This window comes from Frateuria soli (assembly GCF_021117385.1).
Lineage (GTDB): Bacteria > Pseudomonadota > Gammaproteobacteria > Xanthomonadales > Rhodanobacteraceae > Frateuria_A > Frateuria_A soli.
The window spans coordinates 3,402,454-3,421,050 of sequence record NZ_CP088252.1 but is presented as its reverse complement, the minus strand read 5'-3'; the positions used below and the strand labels follow the sequence as shown (position 1 = coordinate 3,421,050).

The 18,597-nt window shown below is 69.0% G+C and carries 21 protein-coding genes and 1 tRNA gene; 9 read left to right on the top strand and 13 right to left on the bottom strand.

What is annotated here, in order from left to right; translation table 11 throughout:
- Positions 1-3: 3 nt before the first annotated feature.
- The 7 genes from LQ771_RS15655 to LQ771_RS15625 all read right to left on the bottom strand — a co-directional run bounded on the left by LQ771_RS15655 (position 4) and on the right by LQ771_RS15625 (position 3,377).
- Positions 4-474 carry a F0F1 ATP synthase subunit B gene (locus LQ771_RS15655; protein ID WP_231350303.1) on the bottom strand — a complete coding sequence of 157 codons (471 nt, stop codon included), beginning with the start codon at positions 472-474 and terminating at the stop codon, positions 4-6.
- A 91-nt stretch (positions 475-565) separates the two neighbouring features.
- Positions 566-847: a F0F1 ATP synthase subunit C gene (gene atpE, locus LQ771_RS15650; protein WP_231350302.1), complete on the bottom strand. Its 282-nt coding sequence runs from the start codon at positions 845-847 to the stop codon at positions 566-568.
- Between the two features lie 68 nt (positions 848-915).
- Complete coding sequence (gene atpB, locus LQ771_RS15645; protein WP_231350301.1) at positions 916-1,722, bottom strand: F0F1 ATP synthase subunit A; 807 nt, start codon at positions 1,720-1,722, stop codon at positions 916-918.
- A 3-nt stretch (positions 1,723-1,725) separates the two neighbouring features.
- Positions 1,726-2,091: an ATP synthase subunit I gene (locus LQ771_RS15640; protein WP_231350300.1), complete on the bottom strand. Its 366-nt coding sequence runs from the start codon at positions 2,089-2,091 to the stop codon at positions 1,726-1,728.
- 254 nt (positions 2,092-2,345) lie between these two features.
- Positions 2,346-2,732 (bottom strand): phasin family protein, encoded by a 387-nt coding sequence (locus LQ771_RS15635; RefSeq protein WP_231350299.1) that lies wholly within the window; start codon positions 2,730-2,732, stop codon positions 2,346-2,348.
- Positions 2,733-2,854: 122 nt separating this feature from the next.
- On the bottom strand, positions 2,855-3,217 hold the full coding sequence (queD, locus tag LQ771_RS15630) for a 6-carboxytetrahydropterin synthase QueD (RefSeq protein ID WP_231350298.1): 363 nt from the start codon (positions 3,215-3,217) through the stop codon (positions 2,855-2,857).
- Positions 3,218-3,300: 83 nt separating this feature from the next.
- Positions 3,301-3,377, bottom strand: a tRNA-Met gene (locus LQ771_RS15625).
- A gap of 157 nt (positions 3,378-3,534) precedes the next feature.
- Between LQ771_RS15625 and LQ771_RS15620 the strand changes: the two genes are divergently transcribed.
- From LQ771_RS15620 to LQ771_RS15585, 8 genes are all read left to right on the top strand, one after another.
- Entirely contained in the window at positions 3,535-4,080 is a 546-nt protein-coding gene (locus tag LQ771_RS15620) for an RNA pyrophosphohydrolase (protein WP_231350297.1), read from the top strand.
- 45 nt (positions 4,081-4,125) lie between these two features.
- On the top strand, positions 4,126-4,332 hold the full coding sequence (locus LQ771_RS15615; protein ID WP_231350296.1) for a (2Fe-2S)-binding protein: 207 nt from the start codon (positions 4,126-4,128) through the stop codon (positions 4,330-4,332).
- A 99-nt stretch (positions 4,333-4,431) separates the two neighbouring features.
- Positions 4,432-4,902, top strand: coding sequence for a bacterioferritin (bfr, locus tag LQ771_RS15610; RefSeq protein ID WP_231350295.1), 471 nt, complete (start codon positions 4,432-4,434; stop codon positions 4,900-4,902).
- A gap of 112 nt (positions 4,903-5,014) precedes the next feature.
- Entirely contained in the window at positions 5,015-5,758 is a 744-nt protein-coding gene (locus tag LQ771_RS15605; protein ID WP_231350294.1) for a DUF6776 family protein, read from the top strand.
- 2 nt (positions 5,759-5,760) lie between these two features.
- A complete protein-coding gene (locus LQ771_RS15600) occupies positions 5,761-6,192 on the top strand; it encodes a bactofilin family protein (RefSeq protein ID WP_231350293.1) in 432 nt (143 codons plus the stop codon).
- A 75-nt stretch (positions 6,193-6,267) separates the two neighbouring features.
- The gene (erpA, locus tag LQ771_RS15595) at positions 6,268-6,636 is read left to right on the top strand and encodes an iron-sulfur cluster insertion protein ErpA (RefSeq protein WP_231350292.1); all 369 of its coding nucleotides are present in this window, start codon (positions 6,268-6,270) and stop codon (positions 6,634-6,636) included.
- Between the two features lie 5 nt (positions 6,637-6,641).
- A complete protein-coding gene (gene nudC / locus LQ771_RS15590; protein ID WP_231350291.1) occupies positions 6,642-7,595 on the top strand; it encodes an NAD(+) diphosphatase in 954 nt (317 codons plus the stop codon).
- A 116-nt stretch (positions 7,596-7,711) separates the two neighbouring features.
- Entirely contained in the window at positions 7,712-8,581 is an 870-nt protein-coding gene (locus LQ771_RS15585) for a regulatory signaling modulator protein AmpE (protein WP_231350290.1), read from the top strand.
- 93 nt (positions 8,582-8,674) lie between these two features.
- On the opposite strand, the gene LQ771_RS15580 is transcribed toward LQ771_RS15585, so the two are convergent.
- Positions 8,675-10,549, bottom strand: a complete 1,875-nt coding sequence (locus LQ771_RS15580; protein ID WP_231350289.1) for an MFS transporter — start codon at positions 10,547-10,549, stop codon at positions 8,675-8,677.
- A gap of 214 nt (positions 10,550-10,763) precedes the next feature.
- Between LQ771_RS15580 and LQ771_RS15575 the strand changes: the two genes are divergently transcribed.
- Entirely contained in the window at positions 10,764-11,177 is a 414-nt protein-coding gene (locus LQ771_RS15575) for a TonB-dependent receptor (protein WP_231350288.1), read from the top strand.
- An 80-nt stretch (positions 11,178-11,257) separates the two neighbouring features.
- Here LQ771_RS15575 and purD read toward each other — a convergent pair whose 3' ends face one another.
- The 5 genes from purD to dprA all read right to left on the bottom strand — a co-directional run bounded on the left by purD (position 11,258) and on the right by dprA (position 18,580).
- Positions 11,258-12,544, bottom strand: coding sequence for a phosphoribosylamine--glycine ligase (gene purD / locus LQ771_RS15570; protein ID WP_231350287.1), 1,287 nt, complete (start codon positions 12,542-12,544; stop codon positions 11,258-11,260).
- Between the two features lie 130 nt (positions 12,545-12,674).
- Positions 12,675-14,057: an AMP-binding protein gene (locus LQ771_RS15565; protein WP_275045643.1), complete on the bottom strand. Its 1,383-nt coding sequence runs from the start codon at positions 14,055-14,057 to the stop codon at positions 12,675-12,677.
- A 135-nt stretch (positions 14,058-14,192) separates the two neighbouring features.
- A complete protein-coding gene (tsaC, locus tag LQ771_RS15560; protein ID WP_231350286.1) occupies positions 14,193-14,765 on the bottom strand; it encodes an L-threonylcarbamoyladenylate synthase type 1 TsaC in 573 nt (190 codons plus the stop codon).
- Between the two features lie 2 nt (positions 14,766-14,767).
- On the bottom strand, positions 14,768-17,284 hold the full coding sequence (locus LQ771_RS15555; protein WP_231350285.1) for a DNA topoisomerase I: 2,517 nt from the start codon (positions 17,282-17,284) through the stop codon (positions 14,768-14,770).
- 162 nt (positions 17,285-17,446) lie between these two features.
- Positions 17,447-18,580, bottom strand: a complete 1,134-nt coding sequence (gene dprA / locus LQ771_RS15550; RefSeq protein ID WP_231350284.1) for a DNA-processing protein DprA — start codon at positions 18,578-18,580, stop codon at positions 17,447-17,449.
- Positions 18,581-18,597 lie beyond the last annotated feature (17 nt).

The following is an 18,597-nucleotide window of genomic DNA, read 5'->3' as shown; positions in this document are numbered from 1 at the left end:
TTTCTAGACCTCGGCCGCGAGCTGGTCGAGCAACGCCTTGTGCGCGGCCGGATCGATCTCGCGCTGCACGATCTTGGCGGCGCCCTGTACGGCGAGCGCGCCGACCTTCTCGCGCAACTCCTCGCGGGCACGCTGGGCCATCGAGGCGATGTCGTCCTGCGCGCTGGCCTTCAGGCGGTTGATCTCGGTGATCGCGTCGGCACGGGCCTTGTCCAGGATCTGGTTGGCCTGCTGCTGGGCGCGGTCGATGATCTCCGCCGCCTGCTGGCGCGCCACCTTGATCTCGGCGGCGACCTTGCTGTCGGCATCGCGCAGCTCGGCGCGGGCGCGCTCGGCGGCGTCCAGACCCTCGGCGATCTTGAGCTGGCGCTCTTCGATGGCCTTGTTGATGTGCGGCCAGATGAACTGGACGGTGAACCAGATCAGGATCGCGAAGGCGATCATTTCGCCGATCAAGGTCGCGTTGAAATCCATCGCTGCGTTACCTGTAAATGCGGGGTGGTACGGTTACGGGCGCCGGTGCGACGCCCGTAGGGGAACGGCGCCCGGGGCGCCGTCGGACGGCTTAGCCGGCGGCGTTCAGGGCCGACAGCAGCGGGTTGGCCACCGCGAAGTACATCGCCAGCGCCACGCCGATCAGGAACGCCGCGTCGATCAGGCCGGCGAGCAGGAACATGCGGCCCTGCAGCAGCGGCACCAGTTCCGGCTGGCGGGCAGCGGCTTCCAGGAACTTCGAACCCATGACGCCGATACCGATACAGGCGCCAAGGGCGCCCAGGCCGATGATGAGGCCCAGCGCGATGGCGGTGAAACCCTGGATTTGCGCGATTTGAACGATAGCTTCCACGACGATCTCCTCAGAAAGAAAAGCTTATGTGTTTCGGTTGGACGTTGTTCGAAAAGACGGACAGCAAATCAGTGGTGATCGTGAGCCATCGAGATGTACACGACGGTCAGCACCATGAAGATGAAGGCCTGGATCGAAATGATCAGGATGTGGAAGATGCCCCACACGGTGTAGCCGATGATGCCCATGCCATACAGCGCCCAGCTGCCGGCGGTGAACAGCCCGGCAATCAGCATGAACACGAGCTCGCCGGCGTACATGTTGCCGAACAGTCGCATCGCCAGGCTCACCGGCTTGGAGAGCAGCTCGACCAGGTTCAGCGCGAAATTGGGGATCCACAGCAGCGGGTGCTTGCCGAACGGCGCGGTGAACATCTCGTGCATGTAGCCGCTGAAGCCCTTGGCCTTGAAGCTGTAGAAGATGATCAGCAGCAGCACCGTCAGCGACATCGCGAAGGTCATGTTGATGTCGGCGGTGGGCACGGCACGGAAGTGGCCGATGCCGAACTTTTCGGTGATCCAGGGCAACAGGTCGACCGGCAGCAGGTCCATCGCGTTCATCAGGAACACCCAGACGAACACCGTCAGCGCCAACGGACCAAGGATGCGACGGTCGCCATGGAACACGTCCTTGACCTGGCCGTCGACGAACTCGAGCACGATCTCGACAAACGCCTGGCCCTTGCCCGGCACGCCCGCGGTCGCCTTGCGGGCCTTGAGCCAGAACCAGAGGCAGAACAGCAGACCGAGCACCAGCGACACGGTGACCGAGTCGATGTGCACCGCCCAGAAGCCTTCCGGACTCGTGTGCGGAGTCAGGTGCTTGAGGTGGTGGGAGATGTATTCGGTAAGACCGCCCTGCGGCTCGCTTGCCATGTGTCAACCCTTGAATCGAAACGCCAGCAGATGAACCGCGTAAGCAGCCGCCAGCCCCGTAATGGCGGCCAGCGGCGGCAGTTTCAGTTTGATCAGGATCACGCCCATCCCTCCGATGACCGCGATCCACTTGAGGATCATGCCCACCAGCAGACGCCCCAGCGCCATGCCCGCCCCGTGCATCCCGGCGAAGGCCCGCGCGCCAAGCAGCGCGTTGCCCAGCGCCACAACCAGGGCGCCTGCAAGGGCCGCCAAGGCTTCGCGGCGCCCCTGCATCAGGAAGACGAGACCGACCAGCGCCGCCACGACGACCTGCCACATCACGATGCGCAGGACCAGGCGACGACCGGAGGCAATACTGTTGAGCACGTGTGTTCCCGCGCGGCTTCGCACCAGGCGTCACCCTTGCAGCTGCGGGCCACGATCCAATCCGCAAAAGTATATCAGCCGGCCTTTTGCAGGGACAAGCCGCAAGTACGCGACATCCTGTCGTACCGGCGCTCGCGTTCACTTTGGATGCGGCGCAGGTTCTTGATGGAGGCGGACAAAAAAAGGGCCGGACAGCAAGTCCGGCCCTGGGAATGCGTCCCGGCGGGGAGGGATGGGGACGCGGGCAGAAGCCCTTATCGGGCAGCTGCCTTGCGCCCGCCGGCGGCGGTCGCGGCAACCGCGTCGTTGGCGGCGGCGAGTGGCTGCACCAGCGCGCCGAGCGACTCGGCGGTCTGACGGCCCACGGCCGCAAGGCTCTGGGTCAGCGCAACTGCCTGCTCGGCCTGCACGCGACCCAGCGCCACGCCCTTGTCCCACAGGCCGCGAAGCGCCTCGGGGTCGCGCGCGTCGCCGGCGGCGAGCAGAAAATCGGTCGCGGAGCGCGACTGCTGCTCCAACGCACCCAGCTGCAGGCCAGCGGCCTGCCCCAAACCCTGCAGCACCAGCGCCTGCGCCTTGAAGGCGTTATCGGCGAACTGCCGGGCGTAGGCAAATACTTCGAAATCGAACGGCTTGGTCATGGCTTGTCCCTCGCGGGAGTGTGGGAATGGAACAAGCCTAGCAAGATATTTTGTGCAGTGCAACAAGACGTGCTGTTACGTTCTCCCACATCCCGTATCACTCGATGGCGCAGTGCGTCAGATCAGAAGCTGTCCCGTCCGCAGGTGGCGCCGGACGTACAGGTCTCGTGCACCACGACGCGAGCCAGGCCAGGCAGCCGCGGCTCCAGGCGCCGGAAGATCCAGCGCGCCAGCATTTCGCTGGTCGGGTTCTCCAGCCCCTCGATCTCGTTGAGATAGTGGTGATCCAGCTGCTCGAACAGTGGCGCGAACGCAGCCTTGACGTCAGCGAAGTCCATCAGCCAGCCCATCGCCGGGTCCGGCTCGCCTTCCACGTGGATCTCGATGCGGAACGAATGCCCGTGCAGCCGCGCACACTTGTGCCCGGCCGGCACGTTGGGCAGCCGGTGGGCCGCTTCGATCTGGAAGACTTTATGGATATGCATGGCGGACGATTGTATTCCGCTCCCGGCCAGGCCCGGGCGACGAACAGGAGAGAACGGGAGGAAAACACCGCGCCGCAGGCGCGTGGTGGCTATGGGTGGACTCGAACCACCGACCCCAGCATTATGAGTGCTGTGCTCTAACCGGCTGAGCTACATAGCCATGGGGCGTCGCCGGCGCCGTGCGCCAACGGAGCCCGGCAGTGTAATCGGGGGCCCGGACCGGTTCAAGCCTCTTCGCTTTCCAGCGCGGCGCGCGCTAAGGTTGGAGCCCGGCTTAAGGCCGCTGCAGGCGCGGCACGCGGGCTCGAGGAGGCGACATGATCGACGCGGATGGTTATCGCCCGAACGTAGGCATCGTGCTGCTGAATGGGGAAGGCCGCCTGTTCTGGGCCCGCCGGGTCAACCACGATGGCTGGCAGTTCCCGCAGGGCGGCATGCGCAGCGACGAGACGCCGCTGGAGGCCATGTACCGCGAACTGGCCGAGGAAACCGGACTGCTTCCCGAACACGTCGAGGTCGTCGCCAGCACCCGCGGCTGGTTGCGCTATCGCCTGCCCAACCGTTACGTACGCCACCACCAGCGCCCGACCTGCATCGGCCAGAAGCAGGTCTGGTTCCTGTTGCGCCTGGTCGGCGGCGAGGACGCGCTCAGGCTCGACGCCTGCGACAAGCCGGAATTCGACATCTGGCGCTGGGTCGATTTCTGGTATCCGGCGGTGCACGTGGTCAGCTTCAAGCGGCAGGTCTACGAACGGGCGCTGCGCCACTTCGCACCATTGGTGGAGGAGCTGCTGAGTGTCCAGCTGGGCGCCCAGCCTCGCAGCACCGAAGGCGCCCGGCCGGGCAACCGCGCGGTTGCCTGAACGCCGGGCGGAACCTGTTTGACAATCATTCGCATTCGCGCTGGAATGCGCGGCATGTACATCTGCCTCTGCAACGCCGTGACCGACGGCGACATCCGCCGCGCCGTCGCCGATGGCGTGCGCACGTTCGACGAATTGCAGGCGCGCACCGGCTGCTCGGACTGCTGCGGCTGCTGCGAGCCCGAGGCGCGTGCCACGCTGGACGCCGCGCTGGCGCAGGTGGCGTTCCCGTTGCCGCTGGTCACCGCCTGACCCGCCGCACGCGGACCCCGAACCGCAACCATTCGCGTTTCTCCCCGCGGGCGGCCAAGTCCGTATAGTCACCGGTCGGCCCCGCACCGGAGACTTCCCATGAAAGGCGACGCCAAGGTCATCGAGTACCTCAACAAGGTGCTCTACAACGAGCTGACCGCGATCAACCAGTACTTCCTGCATTACCGCATGTTCAAGGACTGGGCCTACGGCGAGCTGGCCGAGCACGAGTACAAGGAATCGATCGAGGAGATGAAGCATGCCGATCGTCTGATCGAGCGCATCCTGTTCCTCGACGGCCTGCCGAATCTGCAGCACCTTGGCAAGCTTCGCATCGGCGAGAACGTGCTCGAGTGCATCCAGGGCGATCTCGACCTCGAGCTCGCCGCCGCCATCGACCTGCGCGCGGCGATCGCGCACAGCGAAGGCATCGCCGACTACATCAGCCGCGACCTGTTCAAGACCATCCTGCACGACGAGGAAGAGCACATCGACTGGCTCGAGACCCAGCTCAACCTGGTCAAGGACATCGGCGCCGAGCGCTACCTGCAGAGCAAGATGGGCAGCTGACCGGTCGCCCCCATCCCTTGCAGGAACCGGCCGCACAAAGCGTGCGGCCGTTCCTTGACGCTCTCGTCACGCTGCGGCTATACCGGTCACCCCAGCAGTGCCGGATTTCCACATGGCTTCACGCCCGCCCCCGCGCTTCGTCGTGCGCCCGCACGACGACGCCAGCCAGCGCCGCCGCCGCCGGTTGTGGCTGGGTGCCGCCTGGCTGGCCAGCCTGCTGCTGACCGGGGCCGTGGTGGGCGTGCTGGCCTGGCGCACCACGCCAGCGGCAGTCGACCATCGCGAAGCGAGGGAGCTGGCCGCGCAGAACGAACAGCTCAAGCAGCAGATCGCCAACCTCAGGCGCGCGCAACAGGTCACCGACATCGCGACCAAGGCGCTTCGCGGCACGCTCACCGAGCGCGATGAGGAAATCAACGGGCTGCGTGCGGACCTTGGCTTCTACTCGCGCCTGGTCGGCGGCAATGCCCAGCGCGAGGGCCTCAAGGTGCAGGAAGTGCAGCTGCGCCCGGTGAGCGGCTCGCATGCCTGGAACCTGGCGCTCAGCCTGACCCAGAACGCCAAGCGCGGCAGCGACGTCAGCGGCAGCGTCACGCTCAGCGTCGAAGGCGTGCGCGGCGACAAGGTGGTGGCGCTGGACTGGTCGCAACTGGGCGACGCCGCGCAGCAGGACGGCCTGCCCTTCCGCTTCCGCTATTTCCAGCAGCTGCATGCCACGTTCATGTTGCCGGCCGATTTCAAGCCGACGCGGCTGCGCATCCGTGTCAAACCCGAGGACGGCGACGCCGTCGACCGTGCCGTGGCATGGAACGACGCCTTGTCCGGCAACCTCACCACGATCGAAGGGGGAAACTGACCATGTTCAACCGACGCCGCACTGACCGCGCCGACGGCAGCAACGACACCAGCCTTGTCGCCCGGGGCACGGTGATCCGCGGCGACCTGCGTTTCAGCGGGGCGCTGCACCTGGACGGCCGCATCGAGGGCGCCGTGCTTGCCGAGGGCGAGGATGCCGTGTTCACGGTAAGCGAGTACGGCCAGGTGCAGGGCGACATCCACGTGCCGCATGTGATCGTCAACGGCTCCGTGCAGGGCGACATCCATGCCGGGGAACGGCTGGAACTGGCCCCGCTGGCGCGCATCACCGGCGACGTGCACTACCGCACGCTGGAGATGGCCGGCGGCGCGCAGGTGAACGGACGCATGAGTCACCGCGTCGAACCGGTGGCGCGGGAACTGCCCTCGCCGGCGCAGCCGGACGCCGAACTGGACGAGGCCGTGCCGGCCTGACATCGGGCAATCAGGAAGCCGACACCCGCAGGCGTTATCCTTGAGATCACGCCCCCGCAACCGCACATCGGTCCCATGGAAACCCTCGTTTCGATCCCCGACTACCGCCAGGCCAACGCGCCGCTGGTTTTCACCGAAGCCGCCGCGCGCAAGGTGCACGAACTGATCGTCGAAGAAGGCAATCCCGCGCTGAAGCTGCGCGTCTACATCTCCGGTGGCGGCTGCTCGGGCTTCCAGTACGGCTTCACCTTCGACGAAGCCCGGGCCGAGGACGACTTCGCGCTCGATCGCGAGGGGGTCACCCTGCTGGTCGATCCGCTGTCGCTGCAGTACCTCGCCGGGGCCGAGATCGACTACGCGGAAAGCCTTTCCGGAGCGCAGTTCGTGATCCGCAACCCCAACGCCAAGACCACCTGCGGCTGCGGTTCCTCGTTCTCCACCTGAGCCGCATGGCCGTGCCCGTCACCAACATTTTCGCGGGCCTGAGCCTGGTGCTCGATCGCATGGCCGAGCACCGCGACCACGAGGCGTGGATCGCCGAGCAATCCTGCTGTACGCAGGCGCGCTACCTGGTGCTGGATCCTTCCGGCGAGAGCTACCTGCGGCGCGAGGCCGAGCGCCTGCGCTGGCTGGGCGAAGCCGAGCGCCGCGAGCTGTTCGCCGACGTGCCGGCCAGTCTGCTCGGCATCGCCGAAGGCTGCCCCCATTTCCTGATCGCGCTGGACGAGGCGCGCCTGGCCGAAGCACTCGAGGACCGCCTCGCCGCCCGCCGCATCGGCCTGCGCGAAGCCGGCCTGCGCCTGCCCGCCGCGGAGGCGGGACTGTTCGCCTATGCCAAGGGCCTGGCGCACTGGCAGCGCGAGACGCGCTTCTGCAGCGGCTGCGGCGCGCCACTGGAGCGGGTCGCCGCCGGTCATCGCCTGCGTTGTACCAGTGCGGCCTGCGGCCGGCTCCACTTTCCGCGCACCGACGCGGCGATCATCGCCATCGTCGAGTACGAGGGCGCCTGCCTGCTCGGGCGCCAGGCGAGCTGGCCGGAGGGTCGCTGGTCGGCGCTTGCCGGCTTCGTCGAACCGGGCGAATCGCTGGAGGACGCCGTGCGCCGCGAGGTGGCCGAGGAGGCCGGCGTGCGGGTGGGCGAGGTGCAGTACCACTCCTCGCAGCCATGGCCGCTGCCCGCGTCGCTGATGGTCGGCTTCCTCGCCCAGGCGCTCGACCCGTCGATCGACCTGCGCGACGGCGAGCTGGAGGAAGCGCGTTGGTTCACGCCCGCGCAGATCGTGGAAGGCCTGGCCGATGGCAGCTTCGCCACGCCCACGCGACTGTCGGTGTCCTACCAGTTGCTGGCGCACTGGCTGCGCGAGCGCGCGGAGCTCGAACTCGACAGCCTCGTCAGCCGGTAGGGGCGTCCTCGGCGCGACGGCGGTGCCTTGCGCCTGGCGGTGACGTCCCAAGGCGCTGCTGCAGGTGATCGGAGGCGCTTGCCCTAGAATGACCGGGCATTCGAAGGAGTTTCCCGATGGCCCTCAGCCTGCTCGCCGCCCTCATCGCCCTCGGCCTGCTGCACCTGTTGCCGCAGTTGAGCCAGTGGCGCGGCGATCGCGTGTTCCGCGGCTGGGTGAGGCAGCTGGACGATACCGCCGGCCGGGGACGCGTGCTGCTGACGCTGGTGGTGCCGGCCGTGCTCTGCCTGCTGCTGGCCGAACTGCTCGGCCACCTGGCGCTGGGCGGCTTCCTGCAGTTGGCGTTCGCCGTGGTGGTCCTGCTCTACGGACTCGGACCGCACGCCTTCGAGGCGGATCTGGAAGCGATCCTGCATGCACCCGATGCGGTCGCCCGCGAGGCGGCCGCGCAGCGCCTGGCCGAGCCGGGCGGGCAGGTCGCCTGGAGGGCGCACGCGCTGGGCGAGGCGGTGGCGCTCGCCGCGTTGCGGCGCCGCTTCGGGGTGCTGTTCTGGTTCTTCGTGCTGGGCCCGGCCGGCGCCTTGCTCTACCGGCTGGCGCAGACGCTGGGCCGCGACGACACGCTGGCGCTCGATGCCGCCAGCCGCAGCCACGCGCGCTATGTCGCCAATGCGCTGGACTGGCTGCCCGCACAGTTGCTGGTGTTCACCCTGGCCCTGGTCGGCCACTGGGACGCGGTGATGTCCGCCTGGCACCGCTGGCGCCTGCACGCATCGCCAACCAGCTGGTACACCGAGGGCCCCGGTTTTCTCGCGACGGCGGCCTGCGCCGACATCGAGGTGGAGATCGAGGCGGGCGACGGCTACGCCGAGGAGCGCAGCGATCCGCTGGTGGAGCTGCGCCGCATGCGCAGCGCGTTCCTGCGCGCGCTGCTGGCGTGGCTCAGTGTCGTCGCGCTGGTCGTGCTTGGCGGCTGGCTCACCTGACCACTCCCGCGAGCCCGCCGGCGGGCCGTGGCTGCCTGCCGCCACACGCGGAGGAGCATTGCCCGCCAAAGGGTTGCCGCGACGAGAAGAACCCTAGGCCAGCGTGCCGCGAAGTTCGCGCACGCGCGCTTCGAGCGCATCCAGTCGCAGCCGTTCCGGCATCACCGGCGCATCGACCACCAGCTCCACCCGCGCGCGGAAACGTCGCGGCAGGCGCGCCCGTCCCAGCCGCGTGTCGCGCCGGCTCCACACGCTGCCCCAGAGGCCGCGCAGGGCCATCGGCACCACCGGCACCTGGCGCCGTTCGAGGATGCGCAGCACGCCCGGCCGAAACGGCCCGACACTGCCGTCACGGGTGAGTCCGCCCTCGGGAAAGATGCACACCACTTCGCCGGCGGCGAGCGCCTGGTCGATGGCCTCGTAGGCCGCCGCCAGCACGGCGGGGTCTTCCTTCTGGCCGGCGATTGGAATGGCCTTGGCGGTGCGGAAGACGAAACGCAGCAGCGGGATGTCGAAGATCCGGTAGTACATGACGAAGCGCGCGGGACGGCGCAGGTTCGCCATCAGCAGCAGCGGGTCCATGAAGCTCACGTGGTTGCACACCAGCAGCGCCGGCCCCTCCTCCGGCACGTGGCGCATGCCCTCCACGCGCACCCGGTAGAGCGTGTTCACCAGCACCCAGGTGACGAAGCGCATCGGGAACTCGGGCACCAGCGTGAAGATGTACGCCGCCACCAGCACATTGAGCAGCGCCGCACCGAGGAAGGTCTCGACCGCGTCGAACCCGAGCGCACCGAGCCCCAGGCCGAAGCCCGCCGCCAGCACGATCAGCAGCGCGTTGACGATGTTGTTGCCCGCAATCACGCGCGAGAGCTGCTCGCGCGGCGCGCGTGCCTGCACGAACGCGAACAGTGGCACCACGTAGAAGCCGGCGAACACGCCGATCAGGGTGAGGTCCAGCGCCACGCGCCAGCTGCCCGCGGCGCGCAGGAAGGCCAGCCAGTCCAGTCCCTGCGCCAGCGCCGCGCCGTGCCGCGCGAAGTAGAGGTCCACCCCGAACACCGTGAGGCCGAACGCGCCAAGCGGCACCAGTCCGATCTCCACCCGCTTGCCGGACATGCGCTCGCACAGCAGCGCGCCCAGGCCGGTGCCGATCGAGAACAGGGTCAGCACGAGCGTATTGACCGACCCGTCGCCGCCCAGCGTCTCGCGCGTGTAGTTGGGCAACTGCGCGATCAGCACGGTGCCGAAGAACCAGAACCAGGAGATTCCCAGCACCGCGTTCCACACCGCGCGGTCGCGCCGCACGATGCCCAGCACGCGTGCGGTCTCGCTTATCGGGTTCCAGTCGAGTTTCAGGTCCGGCGCCGTCGCCGGCGCCGGCGGGATGCGTCGACTGGCCAGATAGCCGACCGCCGCCACCGCGATCGTCGCGGCCGAGGCCAGCCATGGGCCGGCGCCCGCCACCAGCATCAGCGAGTTGCCGGCGATCATGCCGATCAGCATGGCCAGTTGCGTGCCCATCTCGACCAGCCCGTTGCCGCCAACCAGTTCGGCGGGCTGGAGCGCCTGCGGCAGGATCGCGTACTTGATCGGCCCGAACGTGGTCGAGTGCAGCCCCATCAGGAACAGCACCACCAGCAGCAGCGTCGTGTCGTGCGTGTGGAAGCCGATCGCCGCCAACGCCATCGCGCCGATCTCGAACAGCTTCACCGCGCGGATGATGCGCGTCTTCTCGTACTTCTCCGCCAGCTGCCCGGCGGTGGCCGAGAACAGGAAGAAGGGCAGGATGAACAGCGCCGGCGCCAGGTTGGTGTAGAGCGAGACGCTGTTGTCGTCCAGGCCCATCTGGAACGCCACCAGCATCACCATCGCGTTGCGGAAGGCGTTGTCGTTGAACGCGCCCAGCGCCTGGGTCCAGAAGAACGGCGCGAAGCGGCGCTGGCCGAGCAGGGCGAATTGGCTCATGCGGGTCCTGGGCGGGGAGCTGGCGCTAGCCTAGCGTGAAAGCGGCTCCGGGCCAGCGCGTCGTTGCGGGGCCGGCACCGATGGGCATACCTTCAGCGCGCGGAAGGTGCCGCCGGGGGGCGGGCCCGCTGGAGACGCATGGCAGCGAGGCCTTCCGCGGCGCTCACGGCGCCCGCCTACCTGGCGCCTGCGTTGAGAGGGGAACACGATGGACATGAGCCGGAGATATCTGGTCTGGTCGCTGTGCTACGCCGCCCTCGGCATGGGGCTAGGCATATACATGGCTGCCTCGCACGAGCATGGGCAACTGGTGACGCACGCCCATGTGCTGCTGGTCGGTTTCGTGCTTTCGCTGGTCTACGGGGTCATCCACCGGCTGTGGCTGGACGCGCCGCGCCGGGCGCTGGCAATGACCCAGTTCGTGCTGCACCAGCTGTCGGCCATCGTGCTGCTGGCCGGCCTGTTCCTGCTCTACGGCGGCAAGGCCGGCGAGGAAACGCTGGAGCCGCTGCTCGGTATCGGCTCGATCGGCGTGCTGCTGGGCATGCTGCTGATGCTCTACATGGTGGTGCGTGCGGGCAGCTCGCGCAGTGCGGAACCGGGCGCGGCCAGTCGGGCGGCCGTCTGAACGGACCCCGCCGCCCGGCAGCGCCGGGCGGCGGGCGTTTTGCCGGGGCAACGCACGGTGGCGGCGCGCGGCCGCGTTGATCAGCTCCCCCGCCGCAGCGCCCGGTGCGCGATGTCGCGGCGACAGAACGCGCCGTTGAAATGGATCTTGGATACCGCCTCGTAGGCGTGTTCGCGCGCGGCGGCGAGGTCGTTGCCCAGCGCACAGACGGTCAGCACGCGGCCGCCGGCAGTGGCCGCGTGCCCCTGCTCGTCGAGCTTCGTCCCGGCGTGGAACACCTTCACCGTGGGATCGAACACGGCATCGAGGCCGCCGATCGGATCGCCGCTGCGCACGCGGCCGGGGTAACCCTCGGCGGCGACCACGACGCCGATCGACGGGCGGCTGTCCCACTGCGCCCGGGTGTGGTGCAGCTCGCCGTCCAGCGCGGCCTCGATCAGTTCGACCAGGTCGGACTTCAGGCGCAACATGATCGGCTGCGTTTCCGGATCGCCGAAGCGCACGTTGAACTCGATGACCTTCGGCGCGCCGGCCTTGTCGATCATCAGTCCCGCGTAGAGGAAGCCGATGAACGGCGCGCCCTCGGCAGCCATCCCGCGCAGGGTCGGCTCGATCACTTCCTTGAGGATGCGCTGCTCGACCGCGGGCGTGACCACCGGTGCCGGCGAGTAGGCGCCCATGCCACCGGTGTTGGGTCCCAGGTCGCCCTCGTCGCGGCGCTTGTGATCCTGGCTGGAGGCCATGGGCAGCGCGTGGCTACCGTCGCTCATCACGATGTAGCTGGCTTCCTCGCCATCGAGGAACTCCTCGACCACCACCCGTGCCGAGGCGTTGCCGAACGCATGGCCGCCCAGCATGTCGTGCAGAGCCTGCTCGGCATCGGCCAGGGTCAGTGCCACCACCACGCCCTTGCCGGCGGCCAGGCCGTCGGCCTTGATCACGATCGGCGCACCGTGCTGGCGCACGTAGGCGATCGCGGCGTTGAGCTCGTTGAACACCGCGTAGCGCGCGGTCGGGATGTTGTGCCGGAGCAGGAAGTCCTTGGCGAAGGCCTTGGAACCCTCCAGCTGCGCGGCGATCGCGCGCGGCCCGAAGATGCGCAGCCCCGCGGCGCGGAACCGGTCGACCACGCCGGCGACCAGCGGTACCTCGGGACCGACCAGGGTGAGTTCCACCTTCTCGGCCTTGGCCAGCTTGAGCAGCCCGTCGAGGTCGTGCATCGCCACCTCGGCATTGCGCACGCCACGCTCGCGCGCGGTGCCGGCGTTGCCCGGAGCGACAATCACCTCGCTGACCCGCGGCGACTGCTTGAGCTTCCACGCCAGCGCGTGCTCGCGCCCGCCGCTGCCGATCACCAGAACCTTCATGCGCTCTCCGGAACGTAAGGATGCGCCCCGCGGCGCAGGCGCGCATTGTAGCGGTGCCGACGCGGGCCTTCCGAAAAACCGGGGCGTGCCTCACCCGTCGTGCGGCGCGGAGGCTGGCCCGGAACCGGACCTATGCGTGCGCGTGGTGGCGTGCGAGCAGCTCGAGCAGCGCGGCGCGCGGCAGCTTGCCGGTCTCGTTGCGCGGCAGCACGGCGACCTTCAGCAGCGGGCGCGGCAGGAATACCGGGTCGATCGCCCGGCGCAGCGCGTCGAGGATCGCGTGTTCGTCCAGCCCCGGCGCCACCGCCAGGGCGGCGATGCGATGCACGCCGAGCGCGTCGCCGCCGTCGAGCTGGAACACCACCCCGTCCTCCACGCCCGGTATGGCCAGCAGGCGACGGGTGAGATCGCCGAGCGAAGCGCGCTTGCCGGCGATTTCCAGCATGTCCGCCTGGCGTCCGCGCAGGCGGAAGGTACGGCCGTCGGCGGACAGGCTGACGATGTCGGCCAGCAGCCGCGCCGCCTCCAGCTGAGGCGCGACGACCTGGGTACCGTCGGGCTGCGGGTGCAGGTGGACGTCCGGATAGAGCGCCCAATCCGCTTCACGCGTGGTGCGGCGGCTGGCGAATACGCAGGTTTCGGTGGAGCCGAACACTTCCAGCAACGGTGCACCGAAGCGCTCTTCGGCCGCCTGCGCCAGTTCGGTGGGCATCGGCGCGGTGGCCGACACCATCGCCGCCAGCGGTGGCAGCGCGATACCCGATTCGACCAGCGCGCGCAGGTGGACCGGGGTGGTGACAAGCACGCGCGGCTCCGGCACCCCGGCCAGCGCCGAGGCGACGTCGGCCGGGAAGAATGGCCGCCCCGCGTGCACGCCGACGCCGCCCAGCAGCGGCAACAGCACGCTCATCTCCATACCGTACATGTGCTGCGGTGGCACCGTGGCAATCACTCCGAAGCGATCGCCGACCGCCGACCGCAGCATCGAGAGATTGCCCGCGTTGCTCGCGTGGAAGCTGCGCCAGGTCTTGAAATTGGCAGTGGGCACGCCGGTGGAACCGGAGGTGTAGCCGATCGCCACCACCTGGTCCGCCGGGATCTGCGGCCAGCTCTCGACCTCGCCGTCCAGCGGCGCCGCCGACAGCGCCGGTAGCCGGTGGTAGCCGGTGGGCGCCGGATCGAGCGCCTGCTCGCCCAGTGCGTAGCAGCCCGGATGCGCGGCCATCACCTCGTCGACCGCCTGCGGCGCGCGCGAGGAGGGCAGCAGGTTGGTCTGGCCCCGCAGCACGATGGCGCAGAAGGCCACCAGGAAGGCGTAGCGGTCTTCGCACAGGTTCACTGCGGCGCCGGCGCAGGGCAGCGTGGCCGCCACCTGGCGCACGTGGCCCAGGAACTGGGCGGCGCTCACCGGTGCGCCGTCGCGCCAGGCCAGCACGCGCGCGGGCGTGTCCGCATGCAGCAGCGCCAGGCGCTGCGGCGCCTCGCGCTGGAAAGTGTCGTAAACGATGGCCAAGCCGCTTATCTCCCAGTTCGCCATGCGCCAGACGCACACAGCATGGCGACCGGCCGTTGCAAGCCGGCGTGAAGCACGCGCGTGCTGCTGTCCCGCCACGGGCCGGTCCGCAGCCCTCGGCGCCCCCCTGGACGCTCAGGGGCGGATGATAGCGCCGGTGAGGGCATCGCGGATCACGGTAGGGCGCTCCTGGCCGCCCAGCGGGGCGTCGAGCACGCCGTCCAGCGCGTCGCCGAAGTAGTCCACCACCTGCTGCGCGCTGCGTGCCGGCGGCGAGCCGTGCGGGTTGGCGCTGGTCGACACCAGCGCACCGCCCCATGCGCGGCACAGTGCGGCGGCCGGCCCATGGGCGGTCACCCGCAGCGCGATACCCGCGTGCGCGCCGGCGACCCAGGCCGGCACTTCGGCGGTGCGCGGGAAGATCCAGGTGTTCGGGCCGGGCCAGCTGGCCTTCACCTGTGCCAGCACCCCGGCCGGCACACGGCCCAGGTCGATGTAAGGCTCGACCTGGGCGAAATCGGCCGCGATCAGCAGCACGCCCTGGGTGGGTGGACGCTGCTTGAGGGCGAACAGGCGCTCGAACGCGGCCTGGTCGCGCGGATCGCAGCCAAGGCCATAGACAGCCTCGGTCGGGTAAGCCAGCACGCCGCCACGGCGCATCAGCGCGGCCGCGGCATCGCATTCGGCCAGGCTGAAGCGGCGGGTCATCGTCAGGATCCGGCGCTCTGCTTTGCCGCCGCCTTCTTCGTGGCCGCTTTCTTGGTGGCCGTCTTCTTGGCTGTCGTCTTCTTGGCTGTCGTCTTCTTGGTTGCCGTCTTCTTGGTGGCCGTCTTCTTCGCGGTGGCCTTGGTGGCCGCGGCCTTCTTCGCAGCCGGCGCCTTCTTCGCGTCGGCCTGCCTGGCCGTGGTCTTGCGCGCGAAGCGGCCCTTCTTGGCCGGCGCGGCGGCCAGCAGTTCCAGGCACTGCGCCTCGGTCAGGTCCTTCGGTTCGATGTCCTTGGGAATGCGTGCGTTCTTCTCGCCATCGGTGATGTACGGACCGTAGCGGCCGTTGAGCACCTGCACGCCGTTGCCGAAGTCGGCGATGACGCGGTTGGCCAGCATCTCCAGCTTCTCGCGCACGATCTGCAGCGCGCGCGGCAGCTCGATGGTGTACGGATCGTCCTCGGCCTTGAGCGAGGCATAGGTGCTGCCCTGCTTCACGAACGGACCGAAGCGGCCGATGCCCACGCTCACCTCCTCGCCCGTTTCGGTCGTGCCGAGCTGGCGCGGCAGCTTGAACAGCTCCATCGCCTCCTCGAGCGTGAGGGTGTGCATGCTCTGACCGGGGCGCAGGGAGGCGAACTGCAGCTTCTCGTCGGTGTCCTTGTCGCCGATCTGCGCGTACGGCCCGTAACGGCCCAGCCGCACCGAGACCGGCTTGCCGCTCTTGGGATCGATGCCCAGTTCGCGCGCGCCGGTCGCCTCGCTGCGGTCGACCGACTCGGTCTTCTCCTCGACCTGGGTCTTGAACGGTTGCCAGAAGCGCTCCATCAGCGGCACCCAGGCTTCCTCGCCGCGGCTGACCGCGTCCAGTTCGTCCTCGAGCTTCGCGGTGAAGTCGTAATCGACGTACTTGTTGAAGTGCTGGGTGAGGAACTTGCCCACGGCGCGACCGACGTCGGTCGGCTTGAAGCGGCGGTTCTCCAGGAACACGTACTCGCGGTTCTGCAGCACCTGGATGATGCTTGCGTAGGTGGACGGGCGGCCGATCCCGTATTCCTCCAGCGCCTTGACCAGGCTGGCCTCCGAGTAGCGCGGCGGCGGTTCGGTGAAGTGCTGGTCGGCCAGGATGTCGGCCAGCGCCACCTGCTCGCCCTTGGCCAGTCGCGGCAGGCGACGGCCTTCCTCATCGTCCTCGGCGCTCTTCTGGTCGCGGCCTTCCTCGTACACGGCGAGGAAGCCGGGGTCGACCACGGTGGTACCGGTGGCGCGGAACGCGGCCGGGCCACCGGCGGCATGCGGCAGTTCGAAGTCCACCGACACGGTGTTGAGGGTGGCGTGGATCATCTGGCAGGCGACCGTACGCTTCCAGACCAGCTCGTACAGCTTGCGCTGCTCGTCGTTGAGGAAGGCGGCGACCTGGCGCGGCGTGCGCATGGCCGAGGTCGGGCGGATCGCCTCGTGCGCTTCCTGCGCGTTCTTGGACTTGGTGCGGTAGACCTGCACGCCGTCGGGCAACGCCTCGCGCCCGAAATCGCGGGCGATCAGCGCGCGCAGCTCGTCGGTCGCCTCGCTGGACAGCGCCGTGGAGTCGGTACGCATGTAGGTGATCAGGCCGACGTTGCCCTCGCTGCCGAGGCTGACGCCCTCGTAGAGGCCCTGGGCGACCTTCATCGTGCGGCTGGTGGAGAAGCCGAGCTTGCGCGCGGCTTCCTGCTGCAGGGTCGAGGTGGTGAACGGCGCCGCCGGACGGCGCTTGCGTTCCTTCGAGGTGACCTCGCTGACGGTCAGCCGGCCGTGCGCGGCGTCCTTCAGCGCGCCGCGCGCGGCCATCGCATCGGCCTCGTTGGTGAGGTCGAACTGCTCGAACTTCTTGCCGTTGAGCCGGGTCAGCCGGGCGCCGAAGTCGCCCTCGGCATGCTTGAGCTTCGCCTCGACCGTCCAGTACTCGCGGGCGACGAAGGCTTCGATCTCCTCCTCGCGCTCGACGATCATGCGCAGCGCCGGGCTCTGCACGCGGCCGGCAGACAGCCCGCGCTGCACCTTGCGCCACAGCACCGGCGAAAGGTTGAAACCGACCAGGTAGTCCAGCGCGCGGCGCGCCTGCTGTGCGTCGACCATGTCGTGCGAAAGGTCGCGCGGCGAGGCGACCGCCGCCTTGATCGCCTTGGGCGTGATCTCGGAGAACACCACCCGGTGCATGCGCTTGCCTTCGGTCAGGCCGCGCTCCTTGAGGATCTCGCTGATGTGCCAGGAGATCGCCTCGCCTTCGCGATCCAAGTCGGTCGCCAGGTAGATGTCGTCGGCGGCCTTGGCTGCCCTGGCAATGGCGTCGACGTGCTTTTCGTTGCGCTCGATGACTTCGTACTTCATGGCGAAGCCGTTGTCCGGATCCACCGCGCCCTCCTTGGGCTTCAGGTCGCGCACGTGGCCGTAGGAGGCAAGCACCTGGAAGTCGTTGCCGAGGTATTTGTTGATCGTCTTGGCCTTGGCGGGCGATTCGACGATGAGGAGGTTTTTGGCCATGGGGCGGGGGGTTCCGGAAACGTCCGTGCCGCCGGTCTGGCGGGCACACTCTTTATTAGTTGAGCCATGCGCTCGCCGGAACTGTCAAGCCGGATCGCGTGAAACCGCGATGCGGCGCGGTTTTCGCCGTCGATGGCCGGTGGCGCGGGCGGCGCCTGCCGGTCAGGGCACGCACTGGTAGCGGTTGCCGGGCAGGCTTTCCACCTGGCCCTCCAGCTCCAGCATCAGCAACATGGAGGACAATGCGGCCGGCGCCAGGCCGGTGCGGGTCGACAGCTCGTCCAGCGTGGCCGGATCGTGGCCCAGTGCCTCGCGCAGGCGGCCGTGTGCCGGGTCGGCCGGCGGCGTGGCGGGCGTTCCGGGCACCGGCGTCTTCGGCACCGGACCGTCGGCCAGCCGCGCAGCCAGCGCCATGCCCAGTGCGCGCGCCGCCGGCGCCAGCGCCTCGATCAGCTCGGCCGGCTCCTCCACCAGACGCACCCCCTCCCGGATCAGCCGGTGGCAGCCGCGCGCCAGCGGGTTGTCCACCGAGCCGGGCAGGGCGAAGACCTCGCGACCCTGTTCGCCGGCCAGCCGCGCGGTGATCAGCGAACCGGACTTCAAGCCCGCCTCGATCACCAGCGTGCCCAGCGACAACCCGGCGATCAGGCGGTTGCGGCGGGGGAAGTGGTCCGCCCGCGGTGCCGTGCCGGGCGGAAACTCGCTGACCACGGCACCACGGGCCGCAATCGCCTGCGCCAGTGCCTGGTGCTTGCGCGGGTAGACGCGGTCGGGGCCGGTGCCGACTACGGCGATCGTGGGCGCATGGGTCGCCAGCGCAGCGGCGTGGGCGGCGCCATCGACGCCATCGGCCATGCCGCTGGTGATCACGAAGCCGCCCTGGGCGAGGGCCGTGGCGAAGCGGCGCGCATGTGCCAGGCCACCAGCGGTGGCGCCACGCGCGCCGACGATGGCCACCTGAGGATGCAGCAGCAGCGACGAATCGCCGGCGACGAACAGTGCCGCCGGCGGCTGCGGGATATGCCCGAGCAGCGGAGGGAAGTCGGCATCGGTGCAGCAGAGCAGGCGATGGCCGGGCATCGCGAGCCAGGCCAGGTCCGCCGCCAGGCGCGCCTCGTCCGGACGTTTGAGCCAGGCCCCGGCGGCGTCGCCAAGGCTCGCCGGCACGCGCCGCAATTCGGCCAGCACGATCTCGATGTCGCCGGTCGCCGCCAGGCGCTCGCGCAGTGCGGCCAGGCCCAGGCCGGGGGTGCGCAACAGGGTCAGCCAGGCACGAAGTGCATCCGTGTCACTCATCCGGCCAGTGTAGGTCG

What these genes read in the sequence shown, in the direction of transcription:
- LQ771_RS15585 (WP_231350290.1), top strand. Translation starts at nt 7,712, where the DNA reads ATGGCCCTCAGCCTGCTCGCCGCCCTCATCGCCCTCGGCCTGCTGCAC.
- LQ771_RS15600 (WP_231350293.1), top strand. Translation starts at nt 5,761, where the DNA reads ATGTTCAACCGACGCCGCACTGACCGCGCCGACGGCAGCAACGACACC.
- atpB (WP_231350301.1), bottom strand. Translation starts at nt 1,722, where the DNA reads ATGGCAAGCGAGCCGCAGGGCGGTCTTACCGAATACATCTCCCACCAC.
- LQ771_RS15575 (WP_231350288.1), top strand. Translation starts at nt 10,764, where the DNA reads ATGAGCCGGAGATATCTGGTCTGGTCGCTGTGCTACGCCGCCCTCGGC.
- LQ771_RS15635 (WP_231350299.1), bottom strand. Translation starts at nt 2,732, where the DNA reads ATGACCAAGCCGTTCGATTTCGAAGTATTTGCCTACGCCCGGCAGTTC.
- LQ771_RS15655 (WP_231350303.1), bottom strand. Translation starts at nt 474, where the DNA reads ATGGATTTCAACGCGACCTTGATCGGCGAAATGATCGCCTTCGCGATC.
- LQ771_RS15615 (WP_231350296.1), top strand. Translation starts at nt 4,126, where the DNA reads ATGCGCGGCATGTACATCTGCCTCTGCAACGCCGTGACCGACGGCGAC.
- purD (WP_231350287.1), bottom strand. Translation starts at nt 12,544, where the DNA reads ATGAAGGTTCTGGTGATCGGCAGCGGCGGGCGCGAGCACGCGCTGGCG.
- LQ771_RS15555 (WP_231350285.1), bottom strand. Translation starts at nt 17,284, where the DNA reads ATGGCCAAAAACCTCCTCATCGTCGAATCGCCCGCCAAGGCCAAGACG.
- dprA (WP_231350284.1), bottom strand. Translation starts at nt 18,580, where the DNA reads ATGAGTGACACGGATGCACTTCGTGCCTGGCTGACCCTGTTGCGCACC.
- LQ771_RS15580 (WP_231350289.1), bottom strand. Translation starts at nt 10,549, where the DNA reads ATGAGCCAATTCGCCCTGCTCGGCCAGCGCCGCTTCGCGCCGTTCTTC.
- erpA (WP_231350292.1), top strand. Translation starts at nt 6,268, where the DNA reads ATGGAAACCCTCGTTTCGATCCCCGACTACCGCCAGGCCAACGCGCCG.
- bfr (WP_231350295.1), top strand. Translation starts at nt 4,432, where the DNA reads ATGAAAGGCGACGCCAAGGTCATCGAGTACCTCAACAAGGTGCTCTAC.
- tsaC (WP_231350286.1), bottom strand. Translation starts at nt 14,765, where the DNA reads ATGACCCGCCGCTTCAGCCTGGCCGAATGCGATGCCGCGGCCGCGCTG.
- LQ771_RS15605 (WP_231350294.1), top strand. Translation starts at nt 5,015, where the DNA reads ATGGCTTCACGCCCGCCCCCGCGCTTCGTCGTGCGCCCGCACGACGAC.
- queD (WP_231350298.1), bottom strand. Translation starts at nt 3,217, where the DNA reads ATGCATATCCATAAAGTCTTCCAGATCGAAGCGGCCCACCGGCTGCCC.
- LQ771_RS15620 (WP_231350297.1), top strand. Translation starts at nt 3,535, where the DNA reads ATGATCGACGCGGATGGTTATCGCCCGAACGTAGGCATCGTGCTGCTG.
- nudC (WP_231350291.1), top strand. Translation starts at nt 6,642, where the DNA reads ATGGCCGTGCCCGTCACCAACATTTTCGCGGGCCTGAGCCTGGTGCTC.